This window comes from Sphingomonas sp. SUN039 (assembly GCF_024758725.1).
GTDB lineage: Bacteria > Pseudomonadota > Alphaproteobacteria > Sphingomonadales > Sphingomonadaceae > Sphingomonas_O.
In genome coordinates, this window is sequence record NZ_CP096972.1 from 42,361 (window position 1) to 63,665 (window position 21,305).

General features: G+C 63.7%; 25 protein-coding genes. 11 read left to right on the forward strand and 14 right to left on the reverse strand.

Annotation, left to right across the window (positions count from 1 at the left end; translation table 11 throughout):
- The first annotated feature begins 1 nt into the window (after window position 1).
- The 3 genes from M0209_RS00230 (at window position 2) to M0209_RS00240 (ending at window position 2,339) form a co-directional block, all read left to right on the forward strand.
- A complete protein-coding gene (locus M0209_RS00230; protein ID WP_258886165.1) occupies window positions 2-802 on the forward strand; it encodes a sterol desaturase family protein in 801 nt (266 codons plus the stop codon).
- 53 nt (window positions 803-855) lie between these two features.
- Window positions 856-1,374, forward strand: coding sequence for a nuclear transport factor 2 family protein (locus M0209_RS00235; RefSeq protein WP_258886166.1), 519 nt, complete (start codon window positions 856-858; stop codon window positions 1,372-1,374).
- 488 nt (window positions 1,375-1,862) lie between these two features.
- Window positions 1,863-2,339 (forward strand): hypothetical protein, encoded by a 477-nt coding sequence (locus M0209_RS00240; RefSeq protein WP_258886167.1) that lies wholly within the window; start codon window positions 1,863-1,865, stop codon window positions 2,337-2,339.
- A 122-nt stretch (window positions 2,340-2,461) separates the two neighbouring features.
- Here the strand turns inward: M0209_RS00240 and M0209_RS00245 are convergent, their stop codons facing one another.
- Both M0209_RS00245 and M0209_RS00250 read right to left on the reverse strand, forming a co-directional pair.
- Window positions 2,462-3,019, reverse strand: a complete 558-nt coding sequence (locus M0209_RS00245; protein WP_258886168.1) for a nuclear transport factor 2 family protein — start codon at window positions 3,017-3,019, stop codon at window positions 2,462-2,464.
- Window positions 3,020-3,064: 45 nt separating this feature from the next.
- Complete coding sequence (locus M0209_RS00250) at window positions 3,065-3,958, reverse strand: SDR family NAD(P)-dependent oxidoreductase (protein ID WP_258886169.1); 894 nt, start codon at window positions 3,956-3,958, stop codon at window positions 3,065-3,067.
- Between the two features lie 107 nt (window positions 3,959-4,065).
- On the opposite strand from M0209_RS00250, the gene M0209_RS00255 reads away from it, so the two are divergent.
- Window positions 4,066-5,277: a CaiB/BaiF CoA-transferase family protein gene (locus tag M0209_RS00255; protein WP_258886170.1), complete on the forward strand. Its 1,212-nt coding sequence runs from the start codon at window positions 4,066-4,068 to the stop codon at window positions 5,275-5,277.
- A 1-nt stretch (window position 5,278) separates the two neighbouring features.
- Here M0209_RS00255 and M0209_RS00260 read toward each other — a convergent pair whose 3' ends face one another.
- Genes M0209_RS00260 through M0209_RS00290 form a run of 7 tightly spaced genes read right to left on the reverse strand, consistent with a single transcriptional unit; the run spans window position 5,279 to window position 13,044 of the window.
- Entirely contained in the window at window positions 5,279-6,427 is a 1,149-nt protein-coding gene (locus M0209_RS00260) for a sulfotransferase (protein ID WP_258886171.1), read from the reverse strand.
- Window positions 6,424-7,170, reverse strand: coding sequence for a 3'(2'),5'-bisphosphate nucleotidase CysQ (locus M0209_RS00265; protein WP_258886172.1), 747 nt, complete (start codon window positions 7,168-7,170; stop codon window positions 6,424-6,426). Before M0209_RS00265 ends, M0209_RS00260 begins: the two co-directional genes overlap by 4 nt.
- Window positions 7,167-9,074, reverse strand: a complete 1,908-nt coding sequence (cysN, locus tag M0209_RS00270) for a sulfate adenylyltransferase subunit CysN (RefSeq protein WP_258886173.1) — start codon at window positions 9,072-9,074, stop codon at window positions 7,167-7,169. The genes M0209_RS00265 and cysN overlap by 4 nt, the downstream gene beginning before the upstream one ends.
- Window positions 9,074-9,976, reverse strand: a complete 903-nt coding sequence (gene cysD / locus M0209_RS00275) for a sulfate adenylyltransferase subunit CysD (protein ID WP_258886174.1) — start codon at window positions 9,974-9,976, stop codon at window positions 9,074-9,076. The genes cysN and cysD overlap by 1 nt, the downstream gene beginning before the upstream one ends.
- Entirely contained in the window at window positions 9,973-11,238 is a 1,266-nt protein-coding gene (locus M0209_RS00280; protein WP_258886175.1) for an MBL fold metallo-hydrolase, read from the reverse strand. Before M0209_RS00280 ends, cysD begins: the two co-directional genes overlap by 4 nt.
- The gene (locus M0209_RS00285; RefSeq protein ID WP_258886176.1) at window positions 11,235-12,239 is read right to left on the reverse strand and encodes a zinc-binding dehydrogenase; all 1,005 of its coding nucleotides are present in this window, start codon (window positions 12,237-12,239) and stop codon (window positions 11,235-11,237) included. Before M0209_RS00285 ends, M0209_RS00280 begins: the two co-directional genes overlap by 4 nt.
- Before the next feature lie 10 nt (window positions 12,240-12,249).
- Window positions 12,250-13,044 carry an SDR family oxidoreductase gene (locus tag M0209_RS00290; protein WP_258886177.1) on the reverse strand — a complete coding sequence of 265 codons (795 nt, stop codon included), beginning with the start codon at window positions 13,042-13,044 and terminating at the stop codon, window positions 12,250-12,252.
- Between the two features lie 138 nt (window positions 13,045-13,182).
- Between M0209_RS00290 and M0209_RS00295 the strand changes: the two genes are divergently transcribed.
- The 7 genes from M0209_RS00295 (at window position 13,183) to M0209_RS00325 (ending at window position 18,125) form a co-directional block, all read left to right on the forward strand.
- Entirely contained in the window at window positions 13,183-14,052 is an 870-nt protein-coding gene (locus M0209_RS00295; RefSeq protein WP_258886178.1) for an AraC family transcriptional regulator, read from the forward strand.
- Window positions 14,053-14,155: 103 nt separating this feature from the next.
- On the forward strand, window positions 14,156-14,626 hold the full coding sequence (locus M0209_RS00300) for a VOC family protein (RefSeq protein WP_258886179.1): 471 nt from the start codon (window positions 14,156-14,158) through the stop codon (window positions 14,624-14,626).
- Window positions 14,623-15,006 carry a VOC family protein gene (locus tag M0209_RS00305; RefSeq protein WP_258886180.1) on the forward strand — a complete coding sequence of 128 codons (384 nt, stop codon included), beginning with the start codon at window positions 14,623-14,625 and terminating at the stop codon, window positions 15,004-15,006. Before M0209_RS00300 ends, M0209_RS00305 begins: the two co-directional genes overlap by 4 nt.
- A complete protein-coding gene (locus tag M0209_RS00310) occupies window positions 15,003-15,815 on the forward strand; it encodes an SDR family oxidoreductase (RefSeq protein WP_258886181.1) in 813 nt (270 codons plus the stop codon). Before M0209_RS00305 ends, M0209_RS00310 begins: the two co-directional genes overlap by 4 nt.
- Entirely contained in the window at window positions 15,812-16,285 is a 474-nt protein-coding gene (locus tag M0209_RS00315) for a nuclear transport factor 2 family protein (protein WP_258886182.1), read from the forward strand. Before M0209_RS00310 ends, M0209_RS00315 begins: the two co-directional genes overlap by 4 nt.
- Complete coding sequence (locus tag M0209_RS00320; protein ID WP_258886183.1) at window positions 16,282-17,316, forward strand: zinc-binding dehydrogenase; 1,035 nt, start codon at window positions 16,282-16,284, stop codon at window positions 17,314-17,316. The genes M0209_RS00315 and M0209_RS00320 overlap by 4 nt, the downstream gene beginning before the upstream one ends.
- Window positions 17,316-18,125, forward strand: coding sequence for an NAD(P)-dependent oxidoreductase (locus M0209_RS00325; RefSeq protein ID WP_258886184.1), 810 nt, complete (start codon window positions 17,316-17,318; stop codon window positions 18,123-18,125). Before M0209_RS00320 ends, M0209_RS00325 begins: the two co-directional genes overlap by 1 nt.
- On the opposite strand, the gene M0209_RS00330 is transcribed toward M0209_RS00325, so the two are convergent.
- From M0209_RS00330 to M0209_RS00350, 5 genes are read right to left on the reverse strand one after another with little or no spacing between them, the layout of a single operon-like run.
- Window positions 18,116-18,448, reverse strand: a complete 333-nt coding sequence (locus M0209_RS00330; protein ID WP_258886185.1) for a nuclear transport factor 2 family protein — start codon at window positions 18,446-18,448, stop codon at window positions 18,116-18,118. The two genes, M0209_RS00325 and M0209_RS00330, sit on opposite strands and share 10 nt — an antisense overlap.
- Window positions 18,445-19,251, reverse strand: coding sequence for an SDR family NAD(P)-dependent oxidoreductase (locus M0209_RS00335; RefSeq protein WP_258886186.1), 807 nt, complete (start codon window positions 19,249-19,251; stop codon window positions 18,445-18,447). The genes M0209_RS00330 and M0209_RS00335 overlap by 4 nt, the downstream gene beginning before the upstream one ends.
- On the reverse strand, window positions 19,248-19,592 hold the full coding sequence (locus M0209_RS00340) for a hypothetical protein (RefSeq protein WP_258886187.1): 345 nt from the start codon (window positions 19,590-19,592) through the stop codon (window positions 19,248-19,250). Before M0209_RS00340 ends, M0209_RS00335 begins: the two co-directional genes overlap by 4 nt.
- Window positions 19,589-20,776: an SRPBCC family protein gene (locus M0209_RS00345; protein WP_258886188.1), complete on the reverse strand. Its 1,188-nt coding sequence runs from the start codon at window positions 20,774-20,776 to the stop codon at window positions 19,589-19,591. The genes M0209_RS00340 and M0209_RS00345 overlap by 4 nt, the downstream gene beginning before the upstream one ends.
- 34 nt (window positions 20,777-20,810) lie before the next feature.
- Window positions 20,811-21,284, reverse strand: a complete 474-nt coding sequence (locus M0209_RS00350) for a MarR family winged helix-turn-helix transcriptional regulator (protein WP_258886189.1) — start codon at window positions 21,282-21,284, stop codon at window positions 20,811-20,813.
- Window positions 21,285-21,305: the final 21 nt, after the last annotated feature.

Below are 21,305 nucleotides of genomic sequence, written 5' to 3' on the forward strand. Positions count from 1 at the left end.
CGTGTGGGATGCTCTTCTCCGCTTTTTCGGTGGCCAGGAATCGCTACGGCTGTGGTTCTTGCTGTTCCTGGCGAGCATCCTGGTTGCGGGCATCTGGAGCGGCTTTTTCGAGGCGCGCAAGGTCCAGCCCAAGGGTTTCAAGTGGAAGGCACTCCGCACCGAAGCCATTGTCGCGGCAATCACGATCGCGATTGTCGGCCCGACCATGGGGTTTATCAGCGGCTGGCTGGCCCGCAACGGTTTTATCGCGCCGATCAAGGCACCGGCGGCATGGTGGCAGATCGCGTTCGAATATGCCGCGTATTTCTTCCTGTTCGACACCTGGTTCTACTGGTGGCATCGCGCCATGCACAAGGAGCCGATGTATCGCTGGGTGCACAAGGTTCATCACTGGTCGACCTCGCCGAACTTGCTGACGACGCTGTCGGTGAACCCGCTGGAGTCATTGATCAACGGCGGGTTCGTGCCGCTGTTCCTGACAGTCACCACGCTGACCCTGCCGATTCATAGCGCGACGATGGCGCTGATCGTGCCGACCAACATTTTCATGGGGCTGTACGTCCATTCGGGCTATGAGTTTCTGCCGCGCTGGTGGAACAAGAGCTGGGCGACGAAGTGGTTCATCACCGCGACCTTCCACGACCACCACCACAAATATTTCAACTATAATTTCGGCGGCTACACGACGATCTGGGACCGCATTTGCGGCACGACACGCAAGAATTTCGACAAGGATTTCGAAGCGATTGCGGGGCGGACGCGGGTAGTGAAACCGGTGGAAAGCATCGCTCCTGCGGTTTGAGGGCGGTCGGCGTGCGGGATAGGTTTCGGCTTCTAATTTGCGAGGACACCGAAATGCCCGAAACGCTCGAAACCCTGATCGACCGTCAGGCGATCCGTGATGTCATCATGCGCGTCGCGCGCGGCGAGGACCGGCGGAACGAAGGGTTGTTGCGGAGCGCCTACTGGCCCGAGGCCCGCATCGATTTCGGCGTGATGGCCGGCGGTTTCGACGACTATCTGACGTGGTGCGTGCCGGGGTCGCCGATGATCCCGGTGACGCAGCATATGCTCGGGCAGACGCTGATCGCGCTGCACGACGACAACGCGAAGGCAGAGACCTATGTCCAGTCCTACCACCGCGTCGTCGCCGAGGGCGGCGAGCGCGACACCGCGATGGGCGGGCGGTATCTCGACGTGCTAGAAAAACGTGACGGTGAGTGGCGCATCGCGGCGCGCACGATGCTCTACGACTGGGACCGCGATCTGGGCGTCGCAGCGGACTGGTCGAAGGGGCTGATGGGCATGCCGTTCGCGGGCGAGCACTATACCGGGCAGAGTGTGGGGGATTTCAGCGAGGGTTTTTTTGGCTGAATTCCGCCAAAGGTCACAAAGTTCACACCTGAAACGTCGCGCAACCGACAGCGAAAACAGCTTCGCTGCGTGCATTAGCTTCCCTCGCTTCACCGGGTTAAGCGTAGTTTTTCCTACGGTTCAAAGAGCAGCGGCCACAACGGCCCAACGCGCAAGCTAGACGGCGCTCTGGATGTAGGACAGCAATTTGTTCATGATTTGGACCGAAATAGGACCGGTTGGTCGCACGGCGGCTTTCGCCAAGTTTTCGGACATCCGATCTGCGCTAGACGCTCTTCGAAAGCGGACATTACGAGACGCGTTTACCACGCGCAAAATCTTGCGGAAAAGCGTGCCTCACTCGACGGCGTCAGATCCTAGCGGCTTTCAATCCTCCGGACATCTAAGAACACCCTACAGCGGTGATTTGCTCGACTATTGGGTGGAGCCGTCATAAGCTGCACCGCGCTAATTGGAGAAACGTCGTGGGGGCTTGGGGCGCTATTATAATGAGTTTCTTCGGTTCGGTGTTTGCCGCGCTGACCATGTATCGGCAGTGGGATGTTACGGGCGTAGCTCTAGTTCTGCCGTTTCTCATCTTTGCCGCAACCGGGCTGGCTGCCACTCATATCATCCGCGTAACGGGAAGGGGCAGCGATCTTTCAGAGAGCGCTCAGCGCGTGGTTATGTGGAGCAGTATCGCGGAAGGGATTGGACTTTTCCTGGCCGGCAACATCGTTGTGAACTTACATCGCCCGGATCTCCTCTTGCCGGCAATGGCGATGATCGTCGGGCTTCACTTCCTGCCGATAGCTCATGCCGCATTGTTTCGACCGTTTTACATGCTGGGCGCAGTCCTGATAGTTGCTGCCGTCGGCGGCTTCGCCTTAGGCCCGCCTACAGGCGGCACGGTCGCGGGCTTGACGGCTGCGATCTCCCTCTGGGTCGCGGCAGCGCTAGCGGTACGCCGTGGCTGGGGAGCATAGAGGGGCGTCGTTCAATCCAGCTGAGTGTCGGAAACGAACGATTGTGATACCTGAACGACCGGCTGTTTTTCGATTTCCTCGCTCGAAACCCGACAGTCCGCTCCCCACAGCATTGCTGCCATTCACCTCGGCACATTCGCCTTCCGCACATTCAGCAGCGGTCGCTGATAACTCGGATCGCTCTGGTCCCGCGCCGACACCCCGTTCGCGCCAATATCGGGCACATCGCCGAAGGGCAGTGGCATCGCGGGCTGTATGCAGCTCCATTCGATGATGTTGGTCCGCAGCGCGATCTTCCATGCGCCGCCGCGCCGCTCCAGCCGGTCGATATAGCGCCCGCCCGCGAGCATCACGGTTTCGCCACCGCCTTCCTCCCACGGGTGGTTGCGCGCGACAAACTGGTAATAGGTCTCAGAGTGCGCGGTGTCGCCGTCGATCTCGACGGTGTTGTTGAGCAGGCTGTGGTGGGTGAGCACCTGTCCCGCCTCGTGCATCGGTTTCGCCCAGTCCCAGCAGTCCGCCGCGCTCCCGACGAACGGCCCCGCCGCGATTACGGCGTCGTCGTGGAAGGCGGACAGGTAAATGGCGCGGTCGAACCGGTCCATGCCGCGACTGAAGCGGGTCAGGCAGTCGAGGATATCCTGCCGGTCGAGGAGGTTTTGGAGGCGGAGGTCGGTCAAATCGGGTTCCTTCTTTAGCCCCTCCCCTGAAGGGGAGGGGAGAGATTATTTCCCACGGTAATCGTTCTCCGAAATCGGCCCCCATAAAGGACTGCCGCGCTTCGCCCGCATCGACTCGATCCGGCGGCCGTCCACGTCGGTTACGCCATATTCGTCGGCGAGTTCGGCGGTGATATAGGTCGCGCCCGACCGCTTCATGATGTCGGGGTCGGCGGCCATCGCGGCGATCACGCGGCCCGGATGTTCGACGGTGCTGCCCGTCTGGCCGGTCACCGACGTCGTCATCTTCGCGGCCATCTTGTCGAGGTTGTAGCGCGCCTTTTCGGTCAGGGTCAGGCCCTGCCACATCACCACCGAGGCGATGTTGTACGGTTCCAGTTCGATCGCCATGTCGCGCGACATGCGGTCGACGGCGGATTTCGAGGTGCCGAAGATGACCCCATAGGTATAGGTCACCCCGGTATAGCCCGAAATCGCGACGATCAGCCCGCTCTTCTGCGGGGCCATGATCTTGGCGGCATGCCACGCCGCGATGAAGTTCGACCGCACGCCGACGTCCCACATTTCCAGGTTCGACAGCGGCTTTTCCCAAAAGGGCTTGGGTTCGAGCAGGTCGTCGGACAGCTGGAAGGCGTTGTTGACGAGGATGTCGAGGCGGCCCGCCTCGGTCCGCACCCGGTCGAACAGCGCGGCGACCGCAGCATCGTCGGCATGGTCGCAGGCGATGGCGATGCCCTTGCCGCCGCTGTCCCTGCCGCGCTCGTTGCACTGCGCCGCCGTCTCGCCGACCGTGCCCGAGAGATAGTAATCGCCCGGATTGACCGTGCGCCCGGTGACGTAAACCGTGCAGCCTTGCTCCGCGAGGACCAGCGCGATACCGCGCCCGATGCCGCGGCTGGCACCGGTGACGACCGCGACCTTGCCTGTCAGATTGCCCATGACTTCTCCTGTGCGCCAAGATTAGCAAAGGCGGTCGGGCGGCCCTAATCGCGGGGGCGGTTAGATCGTCCTTGAGGGCGACCCGCCCGCGCCATAAGGCTTGCGGCGTGACAGATGCACCTTCCGAATGGGCCGGACCCCTGAGCGGCATCCGCGTGCTCGATTTCTCGCGCGTGTTGGCGGGCCCCGCGGCGTCGCTCGCGCTCGCCGATCTCGGCGCGGAGATCATCAAGGTCGAACCGCCCGGCACTGGTGACGACACCCGAACCTTCCCGCCGTTTTCTGACGGCCACAGCGTTTATTTTCTCGGCATCAACCGGGGGAAGAAGAGCATCGTTATCGACCTGAAAACGGCGGATGGCGTTAAGCTCGCACGCGATCTGGCGGCGAAGTGCGACATCCTGATCGAGAATTACCGGCCGGGCGTCATGGACCGGCTGGGCCTCGGCTATGACACGCTGTCGGCGACCAATCCGGGGCTGATCTATTGCGCGATCTCTGGCTTCGGCATGACCGGGCCGTTGCGCGACTATCCCTCGTTCGACATTGTGACACAGGCGATGTCGGGCGCGTTCAGCGTCAACGGCGAGCGCGGCCATGATCCGACGCGATTGGGCCTGCCGATGGGCGATCTGGTCGGCGGCATCAACGGCCCCATCGGGATATTGGCGGCGCTGTATGAACGCACGCAGACCGGTAAGGGGCGGCTGATCGATGTCAGCCTGCTCGACGGGCTGATGGGCTTGCTGGCGTACTTGCCGCAGATCGCCTGGCACAGCGGCGAAAACCCGAAGCCGCAGGGCAATCCGCACCCCAACCTGGTCCCCTATGGCGTATTTCCGGCGCGGGGCGGGCTGATGGTCATCGCGTGCCTGACCAACGATTTCTGGGCGCGGCTGTGCCGGGCGCTGGGGCTGGATGTTTATATCGACGACCCGCGCTACGACACGCTCGAAAAGCGTCGCAAGACGCGGGTCGAGGTCGACGAGCTCATCGGCAGCAAGACGTCACTGCACAGTTTCGACGAACTCGACGCGCTGCTGACCGAATATCAGGTGCCGCATGCGCCTATTCTCGGCATCCTCGACGCGCTGGCCCAGCCGCATGCGGTGGCGCGCGAAGTGGTGGTCGAGGCACAGCACAAGGCGCTCGGGCCGATCCGCATCGTCAACCGCCCGATCAAATTCCCCGGCGCACCGCAACCGATCCCGACCGCGCCACCGGTGCTGGGCGAGCATACCGACGAAATTTTGGGCGAATTGCTGGGACTCGATGCGGATGCGATTGCCGCATTCAGGGCGGCAAAGACGGTCGCCTGACCTACGCCTTGCAGGGAATCCCGAACCGGTCGGTATAGTCCTTGAAATGCGCGTGGATGCCGGCGCGGGTCAGTCCGTAATCCGCCAGCGAATATTCGTGCTTGCCGTGCTTGCCCTGCGGGTTGGCGTCGAGCATCGCCTGCATCGCGGTTTCGGCTTCCGCCGTCAGCGGCTCGTCGAAATGTGCATAGAGGCGTTTCATGACCCCCATCGGGTCGCGCGTCAGTTCGGCATACTGGATGTCGTAAATCGAATGTGCGCCATGCTTTTGGCGATAGGCGTCTTGACGCGCAATCATCAGGTCGAAGGTTCGGAGCTTGAGATCCGCAACGGCGTGTGGATCGACCTGATCGCTGAACAGGCGGCGCACGGCTGTTGAAAGACTGCAAGCCGACGCCACGACATCAGCTGGATCGCGATGCGTCATGACCAGTTGTGCGCCCGGGTACACCTCGGTCAGCGCGTCGAGGTAAAGCGGATGCCACGGGTTTTTGAACGTCCAGCGACCGCCATTGGTTGACTGGAGAACCTGCATCAGTCGCTTGTGATAACGGAAGGCGGGCCGGTAATCTGCATTCAGGAACCAGTCGCTGTAACTCGGAATATGATATTGCGAATCATAGACTTGCGAGCAAAACGTCGGCGACATCGCGAACTGGCATTCGCATGAACTGTCAGCATCTTCATGGTGCATCGCCGAGATGTGGGGCACGTATTTGAGGCTCATGTCGAGCCGTTCCTGTTCGGCGTGGCAGCGGGGATCGGCACGCAACGCGCCGGGTGCGGCGGGCGGGACAGTCGCGAACGCTTCCCATCGCATGAAGCGGCGGCGGACAGGATCGGCAGTCAGGAGATTGATCGCGAGCGTTGTTCCGGTGCGCGGCAGGCCGAAGACGAAAAGCGGCTTTTCGATCGGTCGCTCGAGGAGTTCGGGGTGCGACTTCAGGTAATCCTCGACCTGCAGCCGGTTGACGAGCGTCGCGGTGATGCTCGCGCCGACGCGCTGGCTTCCCGCCTCGGTCAGTTTCGCTTCGGTGTTGAGGCTGTCGATCAGCCGGTTCAGCCCGTCGAACATCGTTGGGTCGCCGAAATCCGTCAGGCCGGTCTGCATGCGAGCGGCGGCGACAAGAGCTTGGGCATCGAGTATCATGGCAGTCTAGCCTTCGTGACCATTTCGAGGACGCGATCGGCCCATTCGGGACGGCAGATCAGCAGGTCGGGCATATAGGTGTCGCGCTGGTTGTAGATCAGCGGCGACCCGTCGGCGCGGCTGACGTGCAGGCCGTACGCCGCGGCGACGGCGACGGGCGCGCAGCTGTCCCATTCATACTGCCCGCCGGTGTGCAGATAGATTTCGGCCTCGCCGCGGACGATAGCCATGGCCTTTGCCCCGGCACTGCCCATGGGCACGAGTTCGGCACCAATGGCTTCGGCAACGGCTAGCGCCTCGGCAGCAGGCCGCGTGCGGCTGACGACCATCCGCGGCGGGGTCGCAGCGGGCGGCAGCGGGGCAGGGCGGTCGCTGCGGAGGATGAGGTCGAGGCCGGGCAGGGCGACCGCGCCAACGGTTGCCACCCCGTCGATGGCGAGCGCGACGTGCACAGCCCAGTCGGTGCGGGCCTCGCCATATTCGCGGGTGCCGTCGACCGGATCGATGATCCACACGCGCGATTTCGACAGCCTGTCCTCGGTGTCCTTGCTCTCCTCCGACAACAACCCGTCGTCGGGGCGCTGCTCGCGGATCGCGTGGATGAGGTACTGGTTGGCGGTATTGTCACCCGCCTTGCCGAGAGCCTTCAGCGACATCAACCCGCAGGCGCGGACCTGTAGGAGCAGCTTGCCCGCGACATCGGCGAGGTGCGCGGCGAGTTCGGCGTCGGTCAGGGCGCTCATTTGAGCGGCATGATCTGGCGGACGATGAACTCGGCGGCCTCGGCGGGGGTCATCTCGACCGTGTTGACCCGGATTTCGGGCTGGTGCGGCGGCTCATAGGGGCTGTCGATGCCGGTGAAATTCTTGAGCTGGCCCGAGCGCGCCTTCTTGTACAACCCCTTCACGTCGCGTGCCTCGGCGACTTCCAGCGGTGTATCGACGAAAATCTCGATGAACTCGCCCTCGGGCAGCATCGAACGCACCATGTCGCGCTCGGCACGGAACGGGCTGATGAACGCGGTCAGCACGATCAGGCCCGCGTCCGCCATCAGTTTGGCAACTTCGCCGACGCGGCGGATGTTCTCGATGCGGTCGGTCTCGGTGAAGCCCAGATCCTTATTGAGCCCGTGGCGGACATTGTCGCCGTCGAGCAGGAAGGTGTGGCGATTCATCAGGTTCAGCGACTTCTCGACCTCGTTGGCGATGGTCGATTTGCCCGATCCCGAAAGGCCGGTGAACCACAGCACGCGCGGTTTCTGGTTCTTGAGACTGGCGTGGGCGTCGCGACCGATGTCGGTCGCCTGCCAGTGCACGTTCTGCGCGCGACGGAGCGAGAAGTGCAGCATCCCCGCGCCGACGGTGCGGTTGGTGATCTTGTCGATCAGGATGAAGCCGCCGAGGCTATGGTTGTCGGCATAGGGTTCGAACACCACGGGCTTGTCGGTCGCGATCTCGGCGACGCCGATGGCGTTCAGTTCGAGCGTCTTCGCGGCGATGTGTTCCATCGTGTTGACGTTGACGGTGTATTTGGGGGCCTGAACCGTCGCCGACACCATCTGGGTGCCGAGCTTCAGCCAATAGGCGCGGCCGGGGATCAGCGACTCATCGGCGAGCCAGACGATGGTCGATTCGAACTGGTCGGAGACTTCAGGCGGCGCGTCCGCAGTAGCGATCACGTCGCCGCGCGAACAATCGACCTCGTCGGCGAAGCACAAGGTGACCGACTGACCGGCGACCGCTTCGTCGAGTTCGCCGCCAAGCGTCACGATCTTGCTGATCGTCGAGGTTTTGCCGCTGGGCAGGACGCGGATGGCGTCGCCGGGGTGGGCAGTGCCGGTCGCGATCTGGCCGGAGAAGCCGCGGAAATCGAGGTTGGGCCGGTTGACCCATTGTACCGCCATGCGGAGCGGCTTGGTTTGGTCCGCCTCATTGTCGAGCGCGACGGTTTCCAGATGCGCCATCAGCGGCTTGTCCGCATACCAGGGCGTGTTCACCGAATTGTCGGTGATGTTGTCGCCCTTGAACCCCGAAATCGGCATCGCAGTGAAGTCTGTGATGCCGATGCTGGTCGCGAACGCCGTGTAATCGGCAACGATGGCGTCATACTTGGCTTGGTCGTAGCCGATCAGGTCCATCTTGTTGACCGCAAGCACGATGTTGCGGATGCCGAGCAACTTGGCGAGGTAGCTGTGCCGCCGCGTCTGGACGAGCACGCCCTTGCGCGCGTCGATCAGAATGACCGCGAGATCGGCGGTCGAGGCGCCCGTCACCATGTTGCGCGTGTATTGCTCGTGCCCCGGGCAGTCGGCGACGATGAACTTGCGCTTCTCGGTCGCGAAGAAGCGATAGGCGACGTCGATGGTGATGCCCTGTTCGCGCTCGGCGGCGAGGCCGTCGACGAGCAGCGCGAAGTCGATGTCCTGCCCCTGCGTCCCCATCCGCTTGCTGTCGGCTTCGAGGGTGGCGAGCTGGTCCTCGAAGATCATCTTCGAATCGTAGAGCAAGCGCCCGATCAGCGTGGACTTGCCGTCGTCGACCGACCCGCAGGTGATGAAGCGCAGCAGGCTCTTGTGCTGGTGGACCTCCAAATAGGCGTCGATGTCCGACGCGATCAGCTCGTCGGTCTTGTAAATGACATCCGACATCAGAAGTAACCTTCCTGTTTCTTCTTTTCCATGCTCGCAGCCTGGTCGTGGTCGATGGCGCGGCCCTGGCGCTCGCTGGTTGTCGTCAGCAGCATTTCCTGAATGACCTGCGGCAACGTCTTGGCTTCGCTTTCGACGGCACCAGTGAGCGGATAGCAGCCGAGCGTGCGGAAACGGATCGAGCGATCGACGGGCACCTCGCCGGGCTTGAGCTGGAAGCGCTCGTCATCGACCATCAGCAGCATGCCGTCGCGCTCCACGGTCGGGCGCGGCGCGCTGAAATACAGCGGCACGATCTCGATATTCTCGAGGTGGATGTACTGCCAGATGTCGAGCTCGGTCCAGTTCGAGATCGGGAAGACGCGGATGCTTTCGCCCTTGGCTTTCCGCGCATTGTAGAGGTTCCACAGCTCGGGCCGCTGGTTCTTTGGGTCCCAGCCATGCGTCGCGGTGCGAAAGCTGAAGATGCGCTCCTTGGCGCGGCTCTTTTCCTCGTCGCGCCGTGCGCCGCCGAACGCCACATCGAACCCGTATTTGTCGAGCGCCTGCTTCAGCCCCTCGGTTTTCCACATGTCGGTGTGCAGCGAGCCATGGTCGAACGGATTGATGCCGCGTTCGACGCACTCGGGGTTCTTGTAGACGAGCAATTCCATGCCCGCATCGCGCGCGGCCTTCTCGCGCAGTTCGTACATCGCCTTGAACTTCCAGGTCGTATCGACATGGAGCAGCGGGAAGGGTGGCGGCGAGGGGTAGAATGCCTTGCGCGCCAGATGCAGCATGACCGCCGAATCCTTGCCGACCGAATAGAGCATGACCGGTTTTTCGGCCTCGGCCACCACCTCGCGCATGATGTGGATGCTCTCGGCTTCGAGCCGCTCGAGATGGGTCAGGGTCTTTGTCATGCTGGAGTCTTTGTCATGTCTAGGGCTGCCTCGACTGCGGCGATTTCGGATTTCAGCCACATGGTTTCGCTGAGATTGCTGTTCCCGCTAGCGACCAGCAGATGGTCGAGCGCAATCTTCTTTATCTTTAGCGCGGCCAAGTTTTGCGGCTCCGCCCCCAGCGCAACGTCGAGTAAATGGATCGCCTCGAGCGGACGTCCGGCCTCGACATGGACCTGCGCGCGCTTGGCGAGCACATCCGCTCCACCCGCCAGTTCGGCAAGATCGGCGTTCACGGCAGAGCGCGGGACGCCGTAGAGTTCGGTCGTCCCGTCCTCATAATGCAGCCAGCCGGCATATTCCTCCCAGATGGTCTTGACCGCCCAGCTGACCTTGCCGTGGAACTGACCGATCTGGAGGTGCTCGGGCAGCGCGACCGCGCGCATCAATTCGTGCACGGTCTTGCCCGCGTTCATCCCGTCGAGCGTGTAGTCGCGGACCCACGACACCGCGGCGTGCATCTTGTCGATATCGGCGCGGATTTTCGCTGCGCCGTGGATCGGCTCGCCATGCCCGGTAATGATCGTCTCTGCGTTCAGTGCGCGGAGCTTTTCGAGGCTCTTGAGGTAATTCCACACCGCGCGCGGCTTATCGCCGCGCAGGGTGCACAGGAACGGCATCGACAGCCACACCGGGCCGACGAGATTGCCGGTGAAGGCGATCCGCTCGTGCGGCATCCAGACGATGAGGTTATCGACCGTCTCGCCTTCGGGCGCGTGGATGAGTTCGAACACGCGCCCGCCCTGTTCGACGGTCAGATGCCGGTCGACGAGGACATCGGGCACCACCTCGGGCGCGGGTTTGGGTGCGCCGCCGCGTTGCAGCGTGCTGCCCCACAGCTTCTTGCTGCGCGGCCCGAAAAACGGCTGGAGACGGTTCATGTCTCCCCATGCCTCGTTGTAGCCGGGACCGCCGATGACCTTTGTGCCTGCTTCCCTGAACACCGGCACGCCGCCGAAATGGTCGGCATGGCTTTGGGTCAGGACGATGTGGCGCAAGGGACCGGTGCGGTGCGGCTTAAGCAGCGCGACGTTGCGTGCCTGGTTGGCGTCGTCGAAGAAGCCGGTGTTGACCATCAGGTCGCCGTCATCGGTCGTGACCAGATAGGCGTTGGAGATATCACGCGCCATGAACACGAACGGCGTGATCGCCACCGCCTCGGTCTGGGTGTCGCCCGCGCGGGCGAGGGTGGCGAGCGGGACGGGCTTGGTGGTTTCGCTCATGCCGCGAACTCGATCATGACCTTGGCCGATTGCGGGGTCGCCGCAATCTCCAGCCCTTCGAGCACGCGGTCGAACGGGAGGGTGTGGCTGATGAGCGCCGCGATCTTGTCCTTCAGACGCGGCATTGCGGCGACGACATCGGGGAATTCGTCGGGGTAACCGACCGCCGTGGTGATCGTCATTTCGCTGGTCAGCATCGGACCCGCCGGGAGTTCGATGGGCTTCATATAGGCCGCCGTGATGACATGGCGCGCATGGCGTTTTGCCATCGAGACGACATCGGCGAGGATCGAGGGCGCCCCTGCCGCGTCGATATACGCATCGGTCAGCGACCGCTCGCGCCCGAAATAGTGCTCGGTACCGTGCATTTCCTTGATGCGCGCCACGCTGTCCTCGGTGCCGGGGTTGATCGTCCGCGCCCCGAGCGTTCGTGCGCGTTCGAGGCGTTCCTCGGCAAGGTCGAGCGCGACGACATCGCAACCACGATCCACCGCCCACATCACCATGCCGAGGCCAATGGGGCCGCAGCCGAACACGACAAGCTTCGTCCCCGCCTTGGCCTCCGCGCGGTTGACCCCGTGCAGCGCCACCGCCAGCGGCTCGCACATTGCCGCCACGTCGTAGGGAATGCCTACCGGGATAGGCAGGATCGAGTCGCCCAACCGTGCCTCGCGCACCAGCAGCTCTTCGGTGAACGCACCTTCGGGGCCGCCGCTGCCGATGAAGCTGGGCGTGTTCATGGGGTTGACGATCACCGGCTGGCCGACTTCGACGCCTACGACATCGCGGCCGACGAACATTACTTCGCCCGCGCCCTCATGGCCGAGCGCCGTTGTACCTTCGGCATTGCGGCTCATGCCGCCGACTTTGATGTAGCTCAGATCGCTGCCGCAGATGCCGCACGCCTTCATCTTGACGACGACATCGGCGGGGCCGGGTTCGGGCCGCTCGTAACTGTCGAGCCGGACATCGCCGACGCCGTGGATGTTGAGGAGTTTCATGGGTCTGCTCCTAACCGCGGATCATATAGCCGCCGTCGACCTTGATGGTCTCGCCGGTGATGAAGGCGCTCGCGTCCGAACACAGAAACGCGCCGATCCCCTCGAAGTCGGCGACCGCGCCGGTGCGTTTCATCGGCGTGATCGGCGCGTAAAGGCCGTTGAGATACTGGACCGCCGGGCCATCGGCGGGCCCCATCATCGGCGTGATGATGAGGCCCGGTGCGACGACATTGGCGCGGACGCCAAATTCGCCCATTTCTGCGGCGAGGCAGCGAATGACGGCCGCGACCGCGCTCTTGGAGGCGGCATATTCGGCCTTGCCCGGCAGCCCCTGAAACATCGACAGGCTGCCGCACGCGACTAGGCTGCCGCCAGGTTCGCCCGCCTCGGCACGCGCTTTCATATGGCGCGCACCCTCGCGCAGCGTGAAGAACGCGCCGTCGAGGGCGGTCTTTTTGAAATCGTGCCAATGCTCGGTCGGCATGTCGAAAATCGATTTGTAGCGCGGGCTGGCGCCCGAATTGGCGAACACGCAGTCCACGCGCCCGAAATCGGCCATGAGCTGGTCGTAGCCGCCAAGGATCGCATCCTCCGACGACACGTCGACGATATAGGTTTCGACCCGGCCCGCGCCCGCCGCAAGCAGTTCGGCCTTGGCCGCTGCGTTCTTTTCGGCGTTGCGCGCCCAGATGGCGATGTCGCCGCCCTGCTTGGCAACACCCGTCGCAAAGCCGAGGCCGATGCCGCCATTGCCGCCGGTGACAAGCGTCACCTTGCCCGTGCAATCGAAAAGACCGTCTGCCATGAACCTCTCCTGCGCCTGTTCGCGGCGCTTCCTGTCACGGACCTTCCGCCAGCAACCGCGCCGCCGCAATCGCCCATAGTATCGACACCAGGCCGTTTTATCGGCAGATAGCCAAGCTCGATAATTCGGGGGCATGCCGTGGCGCAGGAGAGTTTCGGAACGTCGGTGGTCGAGGCCGAACTGGCGATCACGGGTGCGACCGTGCAGATCGTCCGCTTCCATCTCGACGAACCGACCAACCGGATTTTCCACCGCGACGATCATTACTGGCTCGATCTGTGTCTGTCCCCCCGCCCTGAAAAGGCGCGCGGCTGCTACAGCGAGCGCTGGGGACCGCACCGGTTCGAACGGCTCGGCGACATCTTGCTGCTGCCGCCCGGCGAGACACTGCACATCCGGACCGACGGGCAGGGCGAACAGATTTCGGTGGTGTGCGAGATCGAGCGTCGCGCCATCGACCGCTGGCTGGGCGGGGGTATCGAATGGACCGACCGGCGGCTCGCCGCGAGCCTCGACATCGTGCACCCGCACATCCGGTCGTGCCTGTTCCGACTTGCCGGCGAGGCGCGCCAGCCCGGCGCGGGCAGCGATATTCTGACCAAGATGATCGCGGGCCAGCTTGCCATCGATGTCGCGCGTTATTGCCAGGCGATCGCCGAGGGACCGATCACCGGCGGCCTCGCGTCATGGCGGTTGCGCCTGATCGATCGGCGACTCGAGAGGCCGGGGCCGATGCCGACGCTCGGCGAACTCGCCGAACATTGTGCGCTATCGGTGCGACAGTTGACGCGCGGGTTCCAGTCGAGCCGGGGCTGCACCATCGGCGAACATATCGCGCATACGCGGATCGAGATGGCCAAGCGACAATTGGGGAGCGACGACAGCATCAAGGGCATCGCCTTCGGCTTGGGCTTCGCGTCCCCTTCCAGCTTCGCCTATGCGTTCCGCCGCGCGACCGGGATCACCCCGCGCCAGTTCCGCCAGCGTCAGATGGGCAAGCGGGGCTAATGGCCCGAAGTCGATAGTTTGTCTCTATCTCTATATCTTGCGCGATAGGCCCGTCGGCGCCGACGCCGCATGATGCGCCGAAAAACAGGATGAGGACAGGCCGATGATCACCGGACGCCACTACCAAAATGCGTATGTGACCCGCAACGTCGACAAGGCAGTCGCTGAATTCCGCGAACGCGCCGATGTCCGCACGGTCATGGAAATCGAAACGCCGGTGAAGGTCTGGACGCCGCAGGGCGAAGGAGTGGGCGTGCAAAAGCTCGCTTTCGTCTGGGTCGAGGATCTCAACTACGAGTTGATCGAGCCCAAGGAAGGCGATGTGCTCGCCATCTACCGCGACGCGCTGCCTGCCGACGACAGCTTGCAATTCCATCATGTCTGCCATGTCGTCGACGACTGGGACGCGCTCTGGGGGCGGGTGCAGGCACAGCCCTATCCGGTGGTGCTCAAGGGTGGCACGCCGGGGATGCTGGAATTCTGCTATATCGATACGCGCGAATGGCTCGGCCACTACACCGAATATGTGTGGATGGTGCCCGAGCGCTGGGCGGCGATGGGAGCACGGATATGATGACGACGACACGGTTCGGCACGCGCGATATTGCGCGTGCCAAGGCGTTCTGGCGTCCGATTGCGGAAATGGTCGGGGCGAAGACGATCTACGACCGCGACAACATGATTTCGTTCCGGGGCGAGACGGGGAGCATGTTGCTGATCGGTGTGCCGTTGAAGGGCGAGCATGAGGTTGGCAACGGCAATATGGCCGGGTTTCAGGTATCGAGCCGTGAACTGGTCGACGCCGTTCATGCCAAGGCGCTCGAACTCGGCGGCAGCGACGAGGGCGCGCCGGGGATACGCGGCGACGACCCGAACGGCTTTTACGGTGCCTATTTCCGTGACCTCGACGGCAACAAGCTGGTCGCTTTCCGCTTCGGCCCGCCCGACGCATGAGCGGGTTCGACGCCGCGAAATACGGTCCTTGGGCACTGATTACCGGGGCATCCGAAGGGACCGGCGCAGAGTTTGCGCTGCGGCTCGCCGATGCGGGTTTGAACTGCATCCTGATTGCGCGACGCGAGGGGCCATTGGCCGACCTTGCCGAACAGGTCCGCGCCAAGGGCGTCGATTGCGTGTCCGCCAGTGTAGATCTGACCGCACCCGACGCAACCGACCGCATCGTCGCGGCGGTGGGGACGCGCGAAGTCGGCCTGTTCATCGCCAATGCCGGGGCGGACACCAATTCGTCGCTGTTCCTCGACCGCGAAGTCGGCGACTGGGAACGGCTCGTTACTCTCAACATCGTCACCACCATGCGGAACTGCCACCATTTCGGGCAGGGGATGCGTGCACGGGGGCGGGGCGGGATGATCCTCGTCGGCTCGGGTTCGTGCTATGGCGGACTGCACGGCATGGGGGTTTATTCCGGGGTCAAGGCGTTCGACATTTGCTTCGGCGAAGGACTATGGGCCGAAATGCGCCATGTCGGTGTCGACGTCCTCAACCTGATCCTCGGTCGCACGAATACGCCTGCCCACCACCGCATTTCCGAAGCCAACGGACGACCGTTCGACCCGACCGGCATGGCGAGCGCCGCCGATGTCGCGCGGATCGGGCTGGAGCAACTGCCGCACGGCCCTGTCTATAATTGGGGGCAGGCGAACGATGTCGCGGGCTACGCCCCCAATTCGCCCGACGAGCGCCGTGTGCGGATTGAGCGCATCGAAGCCATGACGGGACAATATCTGAAGGCCAAAGAATGACCGACCGCGAGGCGATCACCGACCTGATCTACAGATACTGCCGCGCGATGGACCGCATCGACCGTGAACAAGGTTATGCGATCTGGCACCCCGACGGCACCGCCGATTACGGCGCCGAAGTCTATCAGGGCAGTGCGCGCGGCTTTGTCGATCAGGTCTGCGAACAGCACGCCCGAATGCTGCGCCACTCGCATCAAGTGACCAACATCATCCTCGAAGTCGATGGCGACCGGGCAGGCAGCGAAAGCTATTACACGACCGCACTCCGCATGATGCGCGAAGATGTCGCGCACGAAATCCGAGTCTGGGGCCGCTATATCGACACTTGGTCGAAGCGCGACGGGCGCTGGGGCATCGATCACCGCATCGCCCTCCGCGATTTCGATGACATCCGTGCCGTCACCCCGATGAGCGACGACCAGCGCAGCCGCCGCGACCACAACGACCCGTCCTATACAGTGCTGGAATGAAAGCCGCCTATATCCTGAACGGTACGGTCGAGGTGGGCGATCTGCCCGATCCGGTGCCGGGCAAAGGCCATGCGCTGGTCCGCACGCGCAGCTGCGGGCTATGCGCGTCGGAGGCGCATTTCCTTCACGCCGGACAGAACGTCATCGACTTGTCGAAACAGTTCGGTGGGCCGTACGCTGCGCTCGACCAGTCGCGGCCTTTCGTCCCCGGCCATGAATATGTCGGCGAAGTGATCGATTATGGCCCGGGCAGCAAGCGCCCGGTCAAGCCGGGACGCAAGGTCACGTCGGTTCCCATCATGCGGCAATCGGGCAGCCATTCGGTCATCGGGTTCAACAACGACTGCCCCGGCGGGTTCGGCGAGTATATGCTGCTCGACGAGGACATGCTGATCGAAGTGCCGTCGGGCCTCGACGACGATCTCGCGGCGATGACCGAGCCGCTCGCGGTTGGCCTCGAACATGCGCGGCGCGGAATCCCCACGAAGGAGGATTGCGCGCTGGTCATCGGGTGCGGGGCGATCGGGCTGGGCGTGATTGCGGGCCTGAAGCTGATGGGCATCGCGCCCATCGTCGCGGCCGATTATCACGAGGACCGGCGCGCGCAGGCGATTGCCATGGGGGCCGACATTGCGGTCGATCCGCGCACCTTGTCGCCCTATGCGCCGATCCCCGACCTCGGCAACCGCCAGCCCAATCTGGTCTACGAATGCGCGGGCGTGCCGGGGCTGTTGCAGCAGATCATCCAGTCGGTCGCCTTCGGCGCGCGGATCGTGATGGGCGGCTATTGCATGGAGGCCGACAGCCTGTTCGTCTTCGCCGCGCAGAACAAGCGGCTGACCGTCCATTTCGCGGGCGGGGAGGAAGCGCAGGACATGGAACTGGCGCTTCGCTCGATTGCCGACGGCAGGGTCGATGTTTTGCCGTGGATCGGCGCGCGGATCGGGCTTAGCGGGGTCGGGAGCGCTTTGGCCGAAATGTCCGGTCCGCTCGCTCCGGTTCGGACTGTGGTCGACCCGCGGCGGCTGTGATGAAGATCGGCTATATCGGCCTGGGTTCGCTCGGGAGCCCGATTGCCCGGTGCATCGCACGGGGCGGGTTTCCCCTGACCGTCTATGACATCGTCCCTGCCGCAATGGAGGGGTTCATTAGCAAGGCAGCGTCTCCGCAAGAGGCGGCGTTCGCCTCCGACGTGCTGTGCGCCTGCGTGCGGACTGACGCCGATATGGTCGAGCTGACACAGAGCGGCAGCGTGTTTGCCGCGCTGGGGGCGGGCGGCGTCTTCATCGTTCATTCGACCATCGCCCCCGAGCTTGCGGAGGCATTGTCGGCACAGGCAGCAAGGCACGGCGTGGCGGTGCTCGATTGCGGCGTGTCGCGTGGCGGGGGCGGGGCGGAAGTGAATGGCGATTTGTCGATTTATCTCGGCGGCGATGCTGCAACGGTGGAGAAGGTGAAGCCGCTGCTCGACTGCCTCGGGACGTATCAGCTGCTCGGGCCGGTCGGCTCGGGGATGAAGGGCAAGCTGCTCAACAACCTCGTCTCAATCGCCAATTACGGCATGGCGGCGCATATCCTGGAGCTGGGCGAGCATCTCGGTTTCGACCGCGCGCAACTGCGCGAGATGCTGATGGCGGGATCGGCACAGGGGTTTGCGATGCGGGTCGCGCCAGGGTTCGTGTCGCCCGAGCGCGCGCCGAACATGCTGACCTTGTTCGACAAGGATGTCGCGCATGCGCGAGCGCTGGCCGACCCTAGCTTGCCGTCGATGAAGGCGTTGCTAGCGGCGGCGCAGTCGATGGTCGACCTGCTTGCCGAAAAGGCGAAACCTCAGCCCTGACGATAGCTCGCCATGCGGATGAACCGGTCGTCCGCGCCGAAGTGGAACACGTTGATCGTGCGCCGCTCGCTGCCGTCGGGCAATTTCGAATGCACCTCGGTCGCGCAGCAATCGTCGGCCATCATGACCGGGCCGGGCTGGGGGTTGTTCGACGGGTGTTCGAACAGCCGCGCATAAGTGGTGCGGATGGCGTCGATGCCCGAAACGGCGCGTCCGTCGGGCCAGACGATCTCGGCGTTATCGGAGAACAGCGCGGCGAAGGCCTCCAGGTCCTGCGCGCGCATGGCGGCGAAATAGGCGGCGACGGCATCGGTGCGGCTCATAGCAAACTCCCTCCATCGACGGGATAGATTTGGCCGGTGACGAACCCCGCCCCGTTTGAGGCGAGCCAGACGACCAGCGACGCGACCTCTTCGGGTGTCGCAACCGGCCTGCCGATGACGGTATGGCGCGACCGTTTGGCCATGTCTTTCGCGCTCGTTCCCTCGAACGCCCGCTTGAAGAACCCGTCGCGGAAGCGGCTCCCTGCGCTGAACGCGGCGGGGTCGCTCGACACCGTGCCATAGGGCGCGACGCAATTGACGCGGATGCCGTGCTGGCCGGTTTCCTTGGCCAGCACCTTGGTGAAGCCGTGGACGGCGGCCTTGGCGGCGGAATAGACCGGCAGCATGTAATCGCCGACGATCCCGGCCGTCGATCCGATGTTGACGATGCTGCCCGATTTCCGCGTGATCATGCCGGGCAGGACGGCGTGGGTCATGCGGAGCGTCGTGCCGAGGTTGAGATCGATGTCGGCCATCCAGCTTTCGGACGCGGAGTCGGCGAAGAACCCCGCGCCGACATTGCCGCCGACATTGTTGACCAGCACATCGACGGGGCCGAACTCCGCCGCAACGGCAAGAATGCGGGCGGGGCTGGCGGGGTCGAGCATGTCTGCCGCAACGAAGCGGGCGTCTGGCGCACCGCGTTCCTTTGCCAGTTCCACAAGCTTCGCGCCTGCCGCTTCGTCACGCCCGACTGCGACGATATTCGCGCCTTCGCTCGCAAATTCCAGCGCGGTTGCGCGCCCGATATTGGCGGTCGCGCCGGTGACAACGACGACCTTTCCGGCCAGCCCGGTGTTCATGCGGCAGGGCTGTCGGCAGGTGCGCGGGTGAGGACCATCGCATCGCGCAAAGGCGTGTGCCGCGCCTCGTCGTCGCGCTGGACGTCGACCGCGAGCGAGACATGCGCGAGGCTGAGCATCAGGTTCATCAGCCGCTGTTCGGCGGCGTCATGGTCGGCGAGCGGACGGGCGTCGAGACGGTCGAGTGCGGCGGCAGCCAACGGCGCGCCTGTAGCAAAGAACGCTGCGCGATCGTCCTCGCTCGATGCCCCGCGCAGGGCGGCGCGGTTCGCGCTTCCCTCGACCGCCCATCGTTCGACGAATGGCTTCAGTGCCTCGAACCCCGCCGGTAGCAGAATCACTGCCCGGTCTCCGCGCGATAGTCGGCGACCGCCTTGTCCACCGACACGAACAGGTGACGGCACAGCGCTTCCTGCGTCTGGAAATGGATATGCGTCAGCGCGCCGCTCTCCAGGCCGCGCTGTCCGGCCGCGATGACCGAGCGGTCCTCGGCGTGAATGTCGCGCGCCGTCGCCATCGCATATTCGCGCCCAAAGCGTTCGCTGGCGCTGGCGTCGTCGCCGACCCAGTAGAGCCGGATCACGCCCCGCGATTTCGATGCCGAGACCGGATAGACGACATGCGAGAAGTGCTGGACCGCTGTGCCCAGAATGAAGAAATTCGGGAACAGCGCAAAATAGCTGCGGCCGTGCGCCCCTGATACCAGATTACGCTTCGCCGCTGCGACTGCGCCGCGCCCGAAACCGAGCGCCGCGAACGGCTTCACCGCCGGGTCGGGGTTGGAATAGAGCGTTTGCGTCCGGTGCGGCCCGTGAAAGCCGAACGCTGCCGGATAGGCGAACGGATTTTCCGCGCTGAACGCGGCTTCGCCCGAGCGCGAATGGATGAAGCGCAGGTGGTAGTTCTCCTGGAAATTATCGTAGGTCAGCTTCCAGTTGGCATCGATGTCATAGACATATTCGCTGAACGTCGTGGCCTGCGCCACCGGCAGCGTTTCGAGTTGCTCGGCAAGCCCCTGTAGCCAGTCACGCAGCGGCGGCGGGTCGGGCGCGAAGTTGATGAAGATCAACCCTGCACAGACATCGGCCGTAACCTGCTTGAGCGCGCAGTCCTTTTTGTCGATGCCGAACGAAGCGAAATCGGGTGCCGAGAGCAGCGCGCCATCGGTGCCGAAGGTCCACATATGATAGGGACAGCTGAACTTCGACCGTTTCCCCTGCGCCTCCTCGACCAGCTGTGTCCCCCGGTGCGTGCAGACGTTGTGGAATGCGCGGATCACGCCATCCTTGCTGCGCACAATAAGGAGCGAGGCTTTGGCAAACTCGATCTCGCGCCGGATAAAGCTGCCGGGTTCGGGCAGTTCGCAGACATGACCGATCTCGATCCAGCTCCGCATGAAGACGGCTTTGCGCTCGAGCTCGTAGTAATCGGGATCGTAATAGGGGGCGGCGGGAATGGGCTCTGTGCCGAGGAACGCGACATCGGCGTCCTTCACCCGTTCGAACATCTGATCCGCATCGGCCATCGCGTCATCCTCGCTTCCCCGCGCGAAGGGTCGGTCAGGTCATTCGCCCGCCTCTGGCAAAATCGTTGAGGATTTGCGCGCACAGCATGATGTCGTCGCGCGAATAGCCTGACAATCGATCCGACAGGAAAGCATCGAGATCATCGCCGAGACGATTGAAGACCTTGCGTCCCGCCGGGGTGAGCGACAGCGTGGCGCGGCGACCGTCGGTCTTGTCGCGCCCCTGGACGATCAACCCGGCATCGGCGAGCTTGTTGAGCTCGGCCGTGATCAGGCTGCGTCCGACCTTGTAGAACTCGGCGAGTTCATGCGGCGCAATCGGACCTCTGCCGATCATCCCGATGATCCACGGCCCGCGTGGTCCCAGCGAGAACTCGACGCAGAGCGCTTTGGTGGCATGGGTAAACTGACCCCGCGCCGAAGTCAGCGCATGGGTGAAGGCGCGCATATCCTCATGGCTGAGCGCGCGCTCAGCCGTTCCGGAATTTTCGACTGCGCGAAGCGGCACCGCTGACTGTTCCCTTGAGTG